Below are 15,265 nucleotides of genomic sequence, written 5' to 3'. Positions count from 1 at the left end.
TGGGGGGGGTTTGCGGCCAAATCATGGTGATGGGACGACCACATAGAGAAATGCTGACCGCCACCGACAGATACCTCGCCCGCCTGATCGCCCTGCCCATGCTGGGGACGCTGGTGATCTCGGCCATGCTGCTGGTGCTCGACAAGATGCTGAGCCTGTTCGACTTCGTCGCGGCGGAGGGCGGGCCGGTCAGCGTCGTGTGGCGGATGCTGGCGAACATGATGCCCGAATATCTGTCGCTGGGCATTCCCATCGGCCTGATGCTGGGCATCCTGCTCGCCTTCCGGAAGCTGGCCCTGTCGTCGGAACTGGACGTGATGCGGGCCGTCGGCCTGTCCTACGGCCGGCTGCTGCGCGTGCCCTATATGTTTGCGATCGCGCTGGCGCTGCTGAATTTCGGCATTGTCGGCTTCGTCCAGCCGCTGTCCCGCCATGCCTATGAGGCGCTGCGCTTCGAACTGCGGTCGGGCGCGCTGGGGGCGTCGATCAAGGTGGGCGAATTCACCAATCTGGGCAAGCGCATGACCCTGCGGATCGAACGCAGCCTGGACGAGGGCCGCAACCTGCAAGGGATTTTCGTGCGCGCCGTCGGCAAGGACGGCCAGACCGTGGCGGTGACGGCGGCGCAGGGCAGTTTCCTCGCCACCGACGATCCCGACACCATCATCTTCCGCCTGCGCGATGGCGTGCTGGTGAACGACGCGCCCAAATACAAGTCGCCGCGAATCCTGTCCTTCTCCAGCCACGACCTGCCCATCGACCTGCCGCAGATCGAGAAGTTCCGCGGCCGCGACGTCGACCGGGAGAAGACCATCCCCGAACTGGTGGTGATCGGCCATGATCCCGGCACGCCCGACAAGCTGCGCAACGAGATCCGCGCCAATTTCCATTTCCGCATGGTGGAAGTGGCGATGATGCTGCTGTTGCCGCTGGCCGCGCTCGCCTTCGCGATTCCGCCGAAACGGTCCACATCGGCGCTCGGCGTGTTCCTCTCCATCGTGTTCATTGTGACCTATCACAAGGTCAACGAATATGGGCAGGGCGTGGGATCGCTGGGCAGGATCGACCCGATCATCGCGCTGTGGGGGCCGTTCCTGCTGTTCGCGGGCCTGATCCTGTGGATGTACCATGTGATCGCGCACCGGCCCGGCGGCCAGCCGATCGCCGCGCTGGAATATGCCTTCGCCAAGATCGCCAAGCAGTTCCTGCGGCTGATCGGCCTCGTCCGGCGGCGGCCAAGGGCGGAAACCCCGGCGGAAGGAGCCGCCTGACCCATGCATCAGCTCAACTTCTTTCCGTCGCGCCAGCTTAGCTGGTACATGGCGCGGCTGTTCCTGACCCGGACCTTCGCGGTGCTGGCGATGCTGGTCGCGGTGCTCCAGACGCTCGACCTGCTGGGCGAATCGGGCGACATCCTTGCCTATGCCGGCAATGGCGATGCGCAATTATGGCATTATGTGGCGCTGCGGGCGCCGCAGATCGTCGCCCGCTTCCTGCCCTTTTCGGTGCTGCTCGGCACGCTGATCATGCTCGCCAGCCTCAACCAGAACAGCGAGATCATCTCGATGAAGGCGGCGGGGCTGTCGGCGCACCAGATATTGGCGCCGCTGCTGGCCGCGGCGCTGGGCGTGGCGCTCATCAGCTATGCCTTCAACGAGCGGATCGTGGCGCGGTCCACCGCCCGCCTTTCCGCCTGGCAGGCCGTCGACTATGGCCCCCTGCCCCCCGACAGCGGGGTCAAGACCAGCCCATGGGTGCGCGACGGCAACAATCTGGTCACGGCCGCCATCGTCGCCGGACGGGGCACGGCGGTCCAGCTCCGCAAGGTGGAGATATTCAACCGGATCAACAACACGCTGACCACCATCGTCCAGGCGCCCAGGGGCCATTATGACGCTTCGGCCAGAAGCTGGGTGCTGGAGGACGCGCGCCAGTTCGACGTCGCGCGTGGGACGGAGCGGCAGATCGGCACGGTGCGCTTTGGCCACGACATACGGCCCGATCAGTTCACCTTGGCGAAGGTCGACCCGGATGCGCTGACCTTCGGCCAGTTGCAGGCGGCGATCAGCGACCTGCATGATGCGGGGCGGCCGACGGCGGAGCTGGAGGGCAGCCTCTGGCACAAGCTGTCGGGACCTTTGTCGGCGCTGCTGATGCCGATTCTGGGTTCCGTGGCCGCTTTCGGGCTGGCTCGATCGGGACAGTTGTTCGTGCGCGCGGTGATGGGGATGGCGCTCGGCTTCGCCTATTTCGTGGCGGACAATTTCTCGCTCGCCATGGGGAACCTCGGGGCCTATCCGCCCTTTCTGGCAGCCTGGGCGCCGTTTCTGCTGTTCCTGCTGGTGGGCGAGACGGTACTGTTCCGGACGGAGGAATAATCCTCGCCCCCGGAGATGACATGCTCCTGCCCTCTCGGGAGCACCAGCGGGGGCGGTGGAGTTAACGCTTCCCCATCGTCGAGCGCGCGATCTTCCCCATCAGCGGCCACATGCCGGGATAGTTGCCCTTGTGATAGGGCGAATCGCTCGCCAGCGTCGCCACCAACCGCTTATGGGCCTCCCCCAGCGCGTGATAGGGCACGCTCGGCAGCAGATGATGCAGCGCATGGTAGCGCAGCCCCACCGGCGCCCAGATCGCGGCGAAGGGCGACGGCGGCGGCACATTCACCGAGTCCAGATATTGCGCGGTGACGGTCATCGCCTCGCCCTCATTTTCCCACAGATGCGCGACCAGCGTGCGGAGCTGGTTGATGACGGTCATGCCGGAATGCACCGCCATATAGGTGAGCAGCGGCTTCCATCCGAAGGCGAAGATGCTGCCGACCAGCGCCAGCGCGAAGAGACACGCGCCCGCCTCCTGCCACGTCCACTGGCGGGCAAAGTCTCCCTCCGGCGCGCGGCGGCGATAGGCGGGGTTGATCGAGAGCGCGGAAAATTCCGCCACCACCCTTCGCCGCAGCGGCGGGACCATCAGGCTGAGCGGCGTCAGCACGGCGAAACGCAGGATGAGGCCCAACGGCGCCAGCGCCGCCACCAGGATGAACAGCGGCAGCGACCAGGGCTTCATCAGCGCCAGCGGCAGATATTCCGGATCATTCGCCGTGCCATAGCGGGTGCGGGCATGATGCTGCGTATGCACCTCTTCATACATGAATGACGGGATCATCAGGGGGATGCCGACGATCAGGTTCCAGCCAAGACGGAAACCCGGCAGCGCGCCCTTGCGGATGTGGGTCAGCTCATGGATAAAACTGGCCGCGCGATAAAGCGCCAGCATCGCCGCCAGGCCGAACGCCAGCATGAGAGCGGCATCGCCGGTCAGGATCGCCCCGGCCAGCGCGGCATAGCCGACAAAAGCCGATGCCAGCATGTCGGGCCAATAGATGGCGGGCCGGGCCGTCGACAGTTCGCGGGTCAGGTCGGCCGCCGCGCGCAGCATCGCCGCATCGTCGGGGATCGCGCTTTTCGTCCGCGACGCGGCTGCAATAAGGGGATCGTGCACAGTCATGCCGTGGTTCCTAAAGGGTAAATGCGCTGCAATTGGGGCAGCAACATGACGATTTGGTCATGATGATCCCATCCGCTCATGTCCCGATTGACATTCCCGGAACAAGCGCCGAACTGCTCTGCCCAAACCTCTCCAGCGAAAGCGTCCTGCGCCGTGGCCAATCAAGAACTGGTGATTACCCCCGTAACTTCCAAGGCCGACCGCAAGGCTTTCGTCGATCTGCCCTGGCGGCTCTATGCCGGCGATCCCAACTGGGTGCCGCCGCTGAAGGATGAGGTCTACAGCCTGATCACGCCGGGCAAGAACCCCTTTTTCGGCCATGCCGAGGCGCAATATTTCCTGGCCCGCCGCGGCGACAGGGTCGTCGGACGGGTGTCGGCGCATCTCGATCATCTGGCGCTGGCCCAGCCCGCCGAGCAGGGCATGGGGCCGGGCACCGGCAATTTCGGTCTGTTCGAGGCGGAGGATGCCGAAACTGGCGCAGCCTTGATCGCGACGGCGGAGGGGTGGCTGCGGGCCAAGGGCATGACCCGCGTGCTGGGGCCGATCTCACTGTCGATCTGGGAGGAGCCGGGGCTGCTGATCGAAGGCTTCGACCACAGGCCGACGGTGATGATGGGCCATGCGAAGCCGGAATATCGCGCCATGGTGGAGGATGCGGGCTATCGGCCGGTCAAGCAGCTCAAGACCTATGAACTGGACATCACCCGGCCATTCCCGCCGCTGATCCAGCGCATCGTCCAGTCGGGCGAGAAGAACGAACGCATCCGCATCCGCAAGGTCGACAAGTCGAAATTCGACAGCGAAGCGGCGATCATCCTCAGCATCCTGAACGACGCCTGGGGCAATAATTGGGGCTTTGTGCCGATCACCGACGAGGAGGTCGCCCATTTCGGCAAGCAGTTGAAGCCCATTGTGTTCAACGACCTCATCATGATCGCGGAGCTGGAGGGTGAGCCTGTCGCCTTCATGATGACGCTGCCCGATCTCAACGAAGCGATAGCGCCGCTCAACGGCTCGCTCTTTCCCTTCGGCTGGGCGAAACTGCTCTGGTGGCTGAGGAAGCCGAAGGTGCGGACCATGCGCGTGCCGCTGATGGGCGTGGTGCAGCGGTTGCAATCTTCCCGCATGGCGAGCCAGCTTGCCTTCATGATGATCGAATATATCCGCCGCAGCGCGACCGCGCATTATGGCGCGACGCGCGGCGAGATCGGCTGGGTGCTGGACGACAATCAGGGCATGAACGCCATTGCCGACGCCATTGAGAGCAAGGTGAACAAGGTCTATCAGGTGTACGAAAAGCCCCTTTAGGCGCTGCCTGCATCCATAGGCTTCCCGTTGGAGGGGATGAAGGGACGCGAGCAGAAGCACGCTTCTGCTTTGGCGCCCATGCTGAATTCAGCCTGAAAGCCCGCCCAAGGAGAATGGTTAAGGCACCGCCACATCCACCGCGCCGGCCGCGATCTTCACCATGGCCGGCGTCTTCGCCAGCACTTCGCCGTCGATGGAAATGCTCTGCGGCGGCGCCGTTTCGATCCGGAACGCTTTGCCGCGAAACTCCTCCGTCTGCGCGTCCCGGTCGCGCAGCTTGAAGAATTTGGCGTACCAGTCCCAGGCCAGCCGGGCGTGGCTGCGCCCCACCACCGCCTGGATCACGATCTCCCCGGTGTCCACATCGGCCTGATCGGACAGTTCCACCCCGCCATGATAGGGGCCGTTGAGGATGCGTACTTCCGTCGCCCACATGCTGCGCTGCCTGATCCCATCGTCCAGCATCAACCGGAAGGCGCGAAAGCCTATGGAGCATTTGACCGCCCAGAGCAGATAGCCGATCCGTCCCAGATAACGCTTCAACTTGTGCGGCACCGTCTCCCCGATCCGGGGGGACAACCCCAGCGAGGCCGCATTCACGAAATAGTCCCGGTCGATCATGCCCAGGTCGATTCGCCGCCGCCGGCCGCCGGATATGACCGCCACCGCCCCTTCCAGATCGAGCGGAATGCCCAGCGTCCGCGCAAAACTGTTCGCGGTGCCCAGCGGCAGCACGCCGAAGACGCAGTCCTTGCCCACCAGCTCATCCACAGTGCCGGACAGCGATCCATCGCCGCCGCCGACGATCACCATCGGCGCGCCGTCCGCGATGGCCCTGCGCACCGTTTCCTGCAATCGCTCCGGCTCCTTCACCGCATGGGCTGCGATCAGGCGCAGGCCCGCTTCCTCCAGCCTGGCCTTGGCATCCTTGAACAGGGCTTCTCCCCGGCGGGAATGCACATTGACGATCAGCGCCGCCTCATGCGGCAGGTTCCTGACGGGCGGGGATGTCGTTTCCATGCCTCGACAACACGCAACTGCGCTCCAAGGTCCGAAACCATAAAAGGCCTTGCCCGTTCATGGTTCATGGCCCGCATCGCTCATCTGTCGGATATTCATTTCGGCGCCCATGATCCCCGCATCGTCACCGCCACCGAGGCCTGGCTGCAACAGCATCAGCCGGACCTGGTGGTCATCAGCGGCGATTTCACCCAGCGCGCGAGGCGCGAACAGTTCCGGCAGGCCGCCGCCTGGCTCAACCGGCTGCGGTCGGCGGGCATGAAGCTGCTGGTGGTTCCGGGCAATCATGACATTCCGCTCTACGATCTGGCGCGCCGCTTCGGGGCGCCGCTGCGCCGCTACAAACATTATATCAGCAATGATCTGTGCCCTTTTTACGAGGATGATGCGGTCGCGATATTGGGGCTCAACACCGCGCGATCGCTAACGATCAAGGATGGGCGGATCAACCATGACCAGATGGACATGCTTCGCGAAAGATTCGCGCGGGTCGCGCCGGAGAAGACGCGCATCCTCGTCACCCATCACCCGCTCTTCGCCATGCCGATCGGCAAGGGCGGCGAGTTGAGCGAAGCTGTCGGAAGGCATGAGGATGCCGTACGCGCGGCGGCGGAAGCAGGCATCCATATCGCGCTGGCCGGCCATTTCCATCGCACCTATGCGGAGGCGGCGGAGAAGATGGTGGCGCATTCGGGCGGCGCGCTGGTGATCCAGGCGGGAACGGCGACCTCCACCCGCCTGCGCAATGCCGAGCCGCAAAGCTTCAACTGGCTGCACGTTCACCGCCATGACGAGATAGAAGTGCAGGTGGTGGTATGGGACGGCGCCAGTTTCCAACGAGGCCACCATATCGGCTATTTCAAACAGGGCGGCGCGTGGATCGGGCAGGACATGGCCGATCCGGCGGCCCTGCCGGGAATTCAGGTAGCGGAAAAGGCGAGAAGCTGAGGCTGGCAGGCTGTGTGGGGATGTGGGAACCGATGTCTGCTGAAAAGGATGCGACAACGCAAAATTAGAACGCACGCCCAGCGTCCGATTTAACGCGGCGCGCTCTGGTCGAATGCTCCCTGGCCAAGGGCCGCGCCGTGATCCCGGATGGCGCTGGGCCAGTCGGCAGCAGCAAGGTCGAACCCCGCCTTGTCCCTTGCATAGAGCGCGCGGATGGCGTCCTCATAACCGGGCCGGTCGCCCGCCATCACCGTCAGGAAATGATAAGCCGCGTCCATCGCCGCGCGAGGCGATGGCTTTGTGTCCGCGTCCTTGCGCGCCGCCTCGACCAAGCGCCGCAGCGTCACGGAAGCACCGCCGGGCTGCGCCGCCAGCCAGTCCCAATGCCGGGGGAGCAGAGTCACTTCACGCGCCTGAACGCCCAGCCGGGGCCGCCCCCGGCCGCGGGAAATCTCCTGCACTGGACTGCGCAGATCGATATCCACCTGCCGCCCGGTGCTGTCGTCGAACAGCAGCAGAGACTGCGCCTCCGTCCCCATGGCATGAAGCGTTGCCCGCAACTCTTCCTCATCACCCGTCGCGATCCAGAGGTCGCCCGCAAAGGCGGTCAAAGTGCGCGCCATGCCGAAATCTCCTTCGGCACAACATTTATTATCCGGGTAAAATAGAGTCAATAACGTCCGGGTAAAATTATTCGGTCAGTTCCGCCCAGACAGGGGCATGATCGCTGGCCTTTTCCCGCCCACGAAAATCCTTGTCGACCTGCGCGTCGATCAGGCGGTCGGCGGCGGCGGGACTGAGCAGCAGATGATCGATCCGGAACCCCGCGTCGCGTGGCCAAGCGTTCATCTGATAATCCCAATAGGTCCATATCCCGCCCGCCGGGTGCCGGGAAGCGATGGCATCCGTCCAGCCGTCCCCCAGCAGGCGACGATAGGCGGCACGGCTTTCCGGCTGCATCAGCGCGTCGTCGGCCATCGCCTTGACCGAATAGACGTCCCTGTCACGCGGGATGACATTATAATCGCCCGCCAGGATCGCCGGCACTTCCTCCGCCCAGATTTCCGCAGCGCGAAGGCGCAGACGCTTCATCCAGCGCAGCTTGTAATCGAATTTCGGTCCCGGCTGCGGATTACCGTTGGGCAGGTAGATGCTGGCGACGCGCAGCCCCTTTACATCGGCTTCCAGATAGCGGCTATGCTCGTCCTCCGGCTCCCCTTCCAGGCCGCGGCGGACCTCCACCGGCGTCTCGCCGCGCGCAAGGATGGCGACGCCGTTGAACCCCTTCTGCCCGTGCCATATCGCGCCATAGCCGACATCTTCGATGTCCTTGACCGGGAAAGTGTCGTCGGAGGTCTTGATTTCCTGAAGACAGGCGATGTCGGGGCGGGTCTCGTCCAGCCACTCCAGCAAGCGCGGCAGGCGCGCCTTGATTCCGTTGATGTTGAAGGTGGCGATGCGCATAAGGGCCTGTCTTTCTTTCAGTCGGCCTGAATCGCATCAAACCGGCGCGTGCCCTTTTAAGGAAATGAAGGGCTTCGACAAGCTCAGCCCGAACAGGGAGAGAGCGCTATCAGACCGAGAAGCTGGTGCCGCAACCGCAGCCGGCGGTGGCGTTGGGGTTCGTCACCTTGAAGGCCTTGCCCCCCAGATCGGACACGAAATCGACCGCCGAACCGCGCACCAGATCGATGCTGACGTCATCCACCACCAGCGTCACGCCGTCGCGCTCGACCATGATGTCGTCGGGCTCCACCGCCTCGGCCAGACCGAAGCGATATTGGAAGCCGGAACAGCCCCCGCCCTCCACTGCCAGACGCAAGATGGGAGGCTTGCCCTGCTTGGCGGCAATGGCGGCCACGCGGGCAGCGGCAGAGGGCGTAAGATCGATGTCGGTCATGACGTTTAAATAGGATCAAGCAAAAGGCCCGACAAGCTTTCGCGTGCCGGGCCTTGGGAAAGAGAAAAAAGTTCGGCTCAGTCCGCAGCCTTTTCCTGGGCCTTCGTCGGGCCACCCATGGCGATCGGCGGCTTGGTGTTCATCGCCACCAGATAATCGGGTCCGGCCACGAAGGGGATCGGGTTGATCGCCTGGCCGTCGACGCGCACCTCATAATGCAGATGGCTGCCGGTGGAACGGCCGGTCGAACCCATCAGGCCGATCAACTGGCCGCGATGGACATAGCTGTTGGCGGCGACCAGCAGCTTCGACATGTGGCCGTAGCGCGTTTCCATGCCGCCGCCGTGAGAAATCTGGACCAGATTGCCGTAACCGCTGGCCCAGCCGGCGCGGCTGACGATGCCGTCGGCGGTCGCGTAGATCTTGGTGCCGGTCGGGCCGGGGATGTCGATGCCCTTGTGCATGCGGGCGCCGCCATTGAACGGGTCGGAGCGGACACCGAAATTGGAGGTCAGGGAGAGTTTCTCGACCGGACGCCCGGAGGGGATGTAGTTGCTCGACTTGGCCTGCCCGTCGAGCCGCTGAAGGCTGGAGAAGAGATTGGAGAAGCCGACATCGGCCGGGCCGAGCGTGCTGGTGTTGATTTCCGACGCATCGCCATAGGGATCGTCTTCATCTGCCTTGGCCTGAGCCGGGACTGCGGCGCAGAGCGCTCCCGCCATACCCATCGCTCCAGCGATTTTAAGTGCAGAACGGAACCATCGCGCAGCGCGCGCATTATCAGAATGAAGAACCAACATGCCGACCCCGACTCTCGACCGGAGGCTTTGCGCCTCTCGGCCTAATCCCCACGTTTCCAAAATGCGGCTGATGCCGCCACCCGCTGGAACAAAGAGGACATGTCCCGCCTTATTGTGCAAGCGGCGTGTAAAATTCCCGCGTTAAACCGGCTTGTCGGCGCGCCGAGTCGTTGAACGGAGGTTTCAACGCACTCCGAAAGTGGCGTTTCACAAGGATTTGGTAATGTTTTGCGGGGTTCACGCCCAGTCGTTTCGTCGCATGGCCGAACCATGTCGTCCCGGCGGAGACGTGGCGAATCTCATCTGTCATGATCCTCTGCAACATGCGCGCCGACATTTCATCGCCCGCTCCCCGGAAGCGGACGATGGTGGCCGGGGTGATGTCCAGGGCGCGCGCTTCCAGCACCATCGGCACGATGGCAAGGCGGGCGAGCGCATCATGCGCCGTCTCGCTCGCGGCCTGCCATAGCCCGTCATGCGCCGGCAAAGCGCCATAAAAGCTGCCGAACTGCCGCAGACGCCGGTCGAGCAGCGCGAAATGCATGGCTTCGTCGGCGCCCACCCGCATCCATTCCCCGGTGAATTCCGGCGGGAATTCCGCCCCGAACCGCCCGATCAGGTCGAAGGCGAGATCGATGGCCACGAATTCGATATGGGCAAGCGCATGGAGCATCGCGATCCGCGCCCGTTCCGAACCGATCCTGCCGCGCTTGGGCATCTGGTTGGGCGGCAAAAGTTCGGGCTTTCCCGGGCGCGCCGGGCGATCCGGCATGGCAGCGTCGAAGCGATGCGCCAGCCGCCCAAGCCGCCAGTTCCTTGCGACCGCCCGGGCCGCCATCAGCTTGGCCAACGGATCGGGGGTCAGCAGCACATGGGCGCAGGCCGCGCCGACGCTGTCGATGGAAACAGGAAGCGTCAAAGGCCTTGTCCGGCCTCCAGCACCTCGGCGGCATGGCCCTTGACCTTCACCTTGGGCCAGACGTGCAGGATCTTCCCGTCAGCCCCCACCAAAAAGGTCGCCCGCTCGATCCCCATATATTTGCGGCCGTAAAGCGACTTCTCGACCCAGGTGCCGAAAGCCTCGCACATCTCGCCCGGCTCGTCGGAGGCGAGCGTGACGGTCAGCCCGTATTTTTCGGCGAATTTCTTGAGCTTGGCGGGCTTGTCCTTGGATATGCCGACCACCGGCACGCCCAATGCCGCGAAATCGGCGGCGAGCGCGGTGAAATCCTTGGCTTCGCTGGTGCAGCCGGGCGTGTCCGCCTTGGGATAGAAATAGACGACCAGGGGCTTGCCCCTGTAGCGCGCCAGGGTGAAATCCACCCCATCCGCATCCTTCAGCGTCACTTCAGGCACGGCATCGCCCACATCCAGCATCGTCATTCCTCCTTGAAGGGCGCGGCCAGCGCCGCCCATGCGTCACCGACCCTTTGCCGGGCCTTACCGTAGCTTTCAAGCAGCGCGTCCCAGCTTTCGACGCCGCAGGCCCGCGCGACGAGAGGCCGGGTGGCTTGCGGAGGTTCGGTCGATTTCGGCGAAACGAGGCGGGAAACGACGAGAAAGCGGGTGATGAGATCATGGGCCGGGATCAATTCGCCCGGCAGGTGGCCGGCCGCCGCAAGCTGCTCCAGCGCGGCGCGCAGATCGGGGTCGAACGCCATATTGTGGCGGAACTGGGTGACGTGGATCAGGAATTCCAGGTCGACCAGCCCGCCCGGCACCAGCTTCACGTCCAGATTGCTCGCGGGCGGTTTGTGCCTCGCGATGTCGCCCCGCATCTTCACCGCGTGGCGCGCCAGTTCGTCGAAATCGCGCTGCCGCTCAAGCGTTTCCGTCAGGATCGCGCCCAGCGCCGCGCGCGCGGCATCGGAGCCGAAGACCGGGCGGGCGCGCGTGAGCGCGAGATGCTCCCAGGTCCACGCCTCCTCCCGCTGATAGCGGGCGAAGCTGTCCAGGCTGACCGCCAGCAGCCCTTGCGCGCCGGAGGGGCGAAGGCGCGTGTCCACCTCATATAACGGGCCTGCCGCGGTGTGCACCGACAGGGCATTGGTGATGCGCTGGCCAAGGCGGTTGAAATATTGCGTCGCGCCCAGCGGCTTCGCGCCGTCGGATTCGGTTTCGAAGCTGCCGGTGAAGAGATAGACGAGGTCGAGGTCGGACGCATGGGTCAGCACTCCGCCGCCCAGCCGGCCCAGCGCCAGGATCACCATCTCGCCGCCGGGCACTTTTCCATGGGCGCGCTCGAACTCCGCGACGGTGGCGGCGCCCAACGCCTCGATGGCGGCTTCGGCCACGCGGGAATAGCCCCGGCCTGCCTCCAGCGGATCGCCGCCGCGAATGATCTGCGCGCCCAGGGCGAAGCGGCGGTCGTTCACCCGTTGGCGCACCCGGTCGAGCAGCGCCTGATAATCCTCCCCCTCCTCCAGCCGGGCGAACTGGTCGGCCAATATCTCCACAGGGGGCGGCGGATCGAAGGCGGAGGTGTCGATCAGCCCGTCGAGCAGTTCCGCCCGCCGCCCCAGCGCGTCGGCCAGCGTCGGCGCATGGCTCAGCAGTTCGGCCAGCAGTTCCACAAGGCCGGGTCGCGCCGCCAGCAGCTTGAAGAAGTTGATCGCGCTCGGCAGGCGGCCGACCAGATCGTCCAGCCGGTTGAGCGCCCGCGCGGGATCGGGCGCCGCTGCCAGCGTCCGCATCAGGCCCGGCAGCAATTGCTCCAGCGCCTCCCGCGACGCGCCGCTGCGCAATGCGCGGACCGCGCCCGATCGCCAGCGCGCGATCCGCGCCAGCGGCGTTTCCGGATCGGCAAAACCCAGTTCGGCAAGCTGCGCCTTCAGCCTCTCCTCGTCCAGCGACAGGGATTCGTCGGGCGTCGCTGGGGTCAGCCGGTCGTAATTGCCGCCCACCCACTGCACATGCGGACGCAGCAGGTCGAGCAGCGCTCCGCCATCCTCCAGCCCGTGCAGGCGCGCGACATTATCCAGCGCCTCGGCCGACTTGGGCAATTCATGGGTCTGGCGATCCTCCACCATCTGCAACCGGTGCTCGACGGTGCGGAAGAGGACATAGGCCTCGTCCAGCCTGGCGGCGACCTCCGCTTCGAACACGCCGGCGGCCGCCAAGGCACGCAAGGCTTCCCGCGTATTGCCCGACCGCAGGGAAGGATCGCGCCCGCCATGGATGAGCTGGTGCACCTGCGCGAAGAATTCGACTTCCCTTATCCCGCCGCGCCCGCGCTTGAGGTCATAGCCCGGCCCGAACGCCTGACCCTGCGAATAATGGTCGCGGATTCGGCGGGAGATGTCCGTGATCGCATCGATGGCCCCGAAATCCAGACTGCGGCGCCAGACGAAGGGGCGGATCGCCTGCATGAAATAATCGCCCAGCGGCAGGTCGCCCGCCGCCGGTCGGGCCCGGATGAACGCCGCCTGCTCCCAGCCGAGCGCGGTCGATTCATAATAGCCGATCGCCGCCTCCACCGGCAGGGCGATGGGCGTCGCCTCCGGAGAGGGGCGCAGGCGAAGGTCGACGCGGAACACATAGCCGTCGCCGTCCCGGGCATTCAGCAGTTCGCTGACCCGCCGGCCGATGCGCACGGCCGCGTCCGCCGGGTCTTCCCGCTCGCCATGGGGCAGCGTCTTCGGGTCGTAGAGCAGGATCGGATCGATGTCCGACGAATAGTTCAGTTCCCGGCTGCCATGCTTGCCGAGCGCCAGCACCACGAAACCCCGCTTCTCCGCGTCCGGATAACGCTCCGCCATGGCGGCGGCCAGCGCCTCCTCCAGCGCCTGGTCGGCAAAGTCCGACAGGGTGCGCGTGACCCGGTCCAGTCCCCAGACGCCCGCCAGATCGGCGGCTGCGGTCACCAGGGCCACCGCGCCACGCCTGCGCCTCAGCGACCGGGCAATGCCGTCATCGGGCGCCGCCACCTGCTGCGCGGCGGCACAGGCCCCCTCGAAATCTCCGCTCTCCACCAGATCGGCAACATCCGGAAAGCGATCCAATTGCCGGGCCAGGAAAGGCGAATGCGCCCTGATCCTTGCCGCGACCGCCAAACGGTCCGTCACCATGAATCTCCCATAATGGAGCGGATATTGCGTGCCATTGCGACGAACACCAGAAACTTTTGCGCCGCTTGGCAGTTATCTTACCATGGAAATGCAACGAAAACCCCTCAGCCGGTCGGCCCGGATTCAGGATGGCGCGATCCGCCGCGTCCTGAATATCGGCGTTCCGCAGCCCTATGAGGGCATCGGCAATGCGTTGCGTTCGACCTTCCGTGCGGGTAGCGGCGCTGTTCCGGACGACATGCTCGACCTGCTGGAGAAACTCGACCGGCATTAGTTTCCGTCGGATCGGCCCAGACCCACCGCGCTCCTGCGGAGGAGTGGGGCGTCGGGGGGACCGCCGCAATCTAGGCTAGCCACGTCCACAAGGGGCGACAGCATTTTATTTACGATCCGCGCCTATGATGACGCGATCATGAATGGACGCGCCCCATGATCTACAAGGCCTTTGCCGCCGTGACCCTGATCGCGGCTCCGATCATCGTATTGACGGTGGAAAGCTTCGTGCCCCAATCCAGTCAGGCCGTGCCGTCCGCGGCGATTGTTCCGGCTTCAGCGCCCGTGGTGATGCCCGCCCAGGCCGCGCCGTCCCCAACGCCGCCCCAAGACAGCGGCGCCCAAGATTCGGGCGCTGCGGACTTCGGCCAGCCCATGCCCGAAGCCGGCAGACCCTTCCTCGCCCCAGGCGCAGGGCTGCCCGCTGCGCCCGTATCGAACCCGACGCCGGTCGAAGGCGTGCAGCCGTCCGACGAGGTGCCCGAATAAGGCCGGACCTCATATTTCCTTGAAGGTGTCGCATTGCGCGGGATCGCCGCTGTCGAGTCCCTTGCGCAGCCAGGTCATACGCTGTTCGCTGGTGCCGTGGGTGAAGCTTTCCGGCACGGGACGGCGGCCGGCCGCCTTTTGCAGCGTATCGTCGCCTATGGCTTGCGCCGCCTTCATCCCCTCCTCCAGATCGCCCGATTCCATGAGGCCGGTGCGCTTGGCCCAGACGCCCGCATAACAGTCCGCCTGCAATTCGACCCGCACCTGCAGCGCATTGCCCTGTTCCTCGCTGACGGCGCGCTGCCGCTGGTTCACCTCGCCCAAAGTCCCCTCCAGATCCTGCACATGATGGCCGACTTCATGCGCGATCACATAGGCTTGGGCGAAATCGCCAGGGGCGCCGAAGCGCTGGCGCAGTTCGGTGAAGAAGTCGGTGTCGAGATACACTTTGCGGTCATTGGGGCAATAAAAGGGTCCCATGGCGCTCTGCGCCGCGCCGCAGCCGGACACGCCGCTCTGGGAATAGAAGGAAAGGACCGTCGGCTGATATTGCCGGCCGGCCTGCTGGAAGAGCGGCCCCCAGACGCGCTCGGTCGATCCCAGCACCTTCAGGGACCAATGCTGTATATCGCTGAGTTTGGACGTGTCGCGGCTGACCTCGCTCCCCTGCGGCATCTGGCCGCCACCCCCCATCAGGCTCAGGGGATTGACGCCCATGACCGCCAGAATGATCAGCACCACGACGATCCCGCCGCAGCCGAAACGGCTGCCGATCAGCGGCAGCAGCAGGCCCAGACCGCCGCCCATTCCGCCGCCGAAGCCGCCGCGACCCTCCTGAATCTCGAAATTGGTGCTTTCCCGTTCGTCGTCGAGCCGCATCTCGTCCCTCTCTTTCCTTGCCCTGCCTATTCCATTCCGTCGCCGGTGGAAACGTCCCCGATGCAATGCGG

Annotated in this window: 16 protein-coding genes; 6 read left to right on the top strand and 10 right to left on the bottom strand. The window is 65.0% G+C overall.

Annotated elements, in window-relative coordinates; all coding sequences use genetic code 11:
* Positions 1–50: 50 nt before the first annotated feature.
* Both lptF and lptG read left to right on the top strand, forming a co-directional pair.
* Entirely contained in the window at positions 51–1,271 is a 1,221-nt protein-coding gene (lptF, locus tag A8G00_RS09730; protein WP_025549742.1) for an LPS export ABC transporter permease LptF, read from the top strand.
* A 3-nt stretch (positions 1,272–1,274) separates the two neighbouring features.
* Positions 1,275–2,378 carry an LPS export ABC transporter permease LptG gene (gene lptG / locus A8G00_RS09725; RefSeq protein ID WP_025549741.1) on the top strand — a complete coding sequence of 368 codons (1,104 nt, stop codon included), beginning with the start codon at positions 1,275–1,277 and terminating at the stop codon, positions 2,376–2,378.
* Between the two features lie 61 nt (positions 2,379–2,439).
* Here lptG and A8G00_RS09720 read toward each other — a convergent pair whose 3' ends face one another.
* Entirely contained in the window at positions 2,440–3,507 is a 1,068-nt protein-coding gene (locus A8G00_RS09720) for a fatty acid desaturase (RefSeq protein ID WP_103000524.1), read from the bottom strand.
* A gap of 153 nt (positions 3,508–3,660) precedes the next feature.
* Between A8G00_RS09720 and A8G00_RS09715 the strand changes: the two genes are divergently transcribed.
* Positions 3,661–4,818: a hypothetical protein gene (locus tag A8G00_RS09715; RefSeq protein ID WP_044660032.1), complete on the top strand. Its 1,158-nt coding sequence runs from the start codon at positions 3,661–3,663 to the stop codon at positions 4,816–4,818.
* A 117-nt stretch (positions 4,819–4,935) separates the two neighbouring features.
* On the opposite strand, the gene A8G00_RS09710 is transcribed toward A8G00_RS09715, so the two are convergent.
* The gene (locus A8G00_RS09710) at positions 4,936–5,838 is read right to left on the bottom strand and encodes a diacylglycerol kinase family protein (RefSeq protein WP_025549739.1); all 903 of its coding nucleotides are present in this window, start codon (positions 5,836–5,838) and stop codon (positions 4,936–4,938) included.
* A 66-nt stretch (positions 5,839–5,904) separates the two neighbouring features.
* Between A8G00_RS09710 and A8G00_RS09705 the strand changes: the two genes are divergently transcribed.
* Complete coding sequence (locus A8G00_RS09705) at positions 5,905–6,786, top strand: metallophosphoesterase (protein WP_103000523.1); 882 nt, start codon at positions 5,905–5,907, stop codon at positions 6,784–6,786.
* 89 nt (positions 6,787–6,875) lie between these two features.
* Here the strand turns inward: A8G00_RS09705 and A8G00_RS09700 are convergent, their stop codons facing one another.
* The 7 genes from A8G00_RS09700 to A8G00_RS09670 form a co-directional block, all read right to left on the bottom strand.
* A complete protein-coding gene (locus A8G00_RS09700; protein WP_103000522.1) occupies positions 6,876–7,409 on the bottom strand; it encodes a DUF2239 family protein in 534 nt (177 codons plus the stop codon).
* Between the two features lie 67 nt (positions 7,410–7,476).
* A complete protein-coding gene (gene xth, locus A8G00_RS09695; protein WP_044660035.1) occupies positions 7,477–8,250 on the bottom strand; it encodes an exodeoxyribonuclease III in 774 nt (257 codons plus the stop codon).
* 109 nt (positions 8,251–8,359) lie between these two features.
* Positions 8,360–8,686 carry an iron-sulfur cluster insertion protein ErpA gene (gene erpA, locus A8G00_RS09690; RefSeq protein ID WP_103000521.1) on the bottom strand — a complete coding sequence of 109 codons (327 nt, stop codon included), beginning with the start codon at positions 8,684–8,686 and terminating at the stop codon, positions 8,360–8,362.
* Positions 8,687–8,763: 77 nt separating this feature from the next.
* Complete coding sequence (locus tag A8G00_RS09685; RefSeq protein WP_025549735.1) at positions 8,764–9,486, bottom strand: peptidoglycan DD-metalloendopeptidase family protein; 723 nt, start codon at positions 9,484–9,486, stop codon at positions 8,764–8,766.
* A 109-nt stretch (positions 9,487–9,595) separates the two neighbouring features.
* Positions 9,596–10,405 carry a ferritin-like domain-containing protein gene (locus A8G00_RS09680; RefSeq protein WP_103000520.1) on the bottom strand — a complete coding sequence of 270 codons (810 nt, stop codon included), beginning with the start codon at positions 10,403–10,405 and terminating at the stop codon, positions 9,596–9,598.
* On the bottom strand, positions 10,402–10,863 hold the full coding sequence (bcp, locus tag A8G00_RS09675; protein ID WP_103000519.1) for a thioredoxin-dependent thiol peroxidase: 462 nt from the start codon (positions 10,861–10,863) through the stop codon (positions 10,402–10,404). The genes A8G00_RS09680 and bcp overlap by 4 nt, the downstream gene beginning before the upstream one ends.
* A gap of 2 nt (positions 10,864–10,865) precedes the next feature.
* Positions 10,866–13,553, bottom strand: coding sequence for a bifunctional [glutamine synthetase] adenylyltransferase/[glutamine synthetase]-adenylyl-L-tyrosine phosphorylase (locus A8G00_RS09670; protein WP_103000518.1), 2,688 nt, complete (start codon positions 13,551–13,553; stop codon positions 10,866–10,868).
* A gap of 82 nt (positions 13,554–13,635) precedes the next feature.
* Between A8G00_RS09670 and A8G00_RS09665 the strand changes: the two genes are divergently transcribed.
* Both A8G00_RS09665 and A8G00_RS09660 read left to right on the top strand, forming a co-directional pair.
* Complete coding sequence (locus A8G00_RS09665) at positions 13,636–13,827, top strand: hypothetical protein (protein ID WP_025549732.1); 192 nt, start codon at positions 13,636–13,638, stop codon at positions 13,825–13,827.
* 155 nt (positions 13,828–13,982) lie between these two features.
* The gene (locus A8G00_RS09660; protein ID WP_103000517.1) at positions 13,983–14,315 is read left to right on the top strand and encodes a hypothetical protein; all 333 of its coding nucleotides are present in this window, start codon (positions 13,983–13,985) and stop codon (positions 14,313–14,315) included.
* A gap of 9 nt (positions 14,316–14,324) precedes the next feature.
* On the opposite strand, the gene A8G00_RS09655 is transcribed toward A8G00_RS09660, so the two are convergent.
* Positions 14,325–15,194: a neutral zinc metallopeptidase gene (locus A8G00_RS09655; protein ID WP_103000516.1), complete on the bottom strand. Its 870-nt coding sequence runs from the start codon at positions 15,192–15,194 to the stop codon at positions 14,325–14,327.
* Positions 15,195–15,265: the final 71 nt, after the last annotated feature.

Origin of the sequence: Sphingobium sp. SA916 (assembly GCF_002894065.1) — a bacterium.
In the GTDB taxonomy this organism is placed as follows: Bacteria; Pseudomonadota; Alphaproteobacteria; order Sphingomonadales; family Sphingomonadaceae; genus Sphingobium; species Sphingobium fuliginis.
This window is presented reverse-complemented; position numbering and strand designations above follow the sequence as displayed.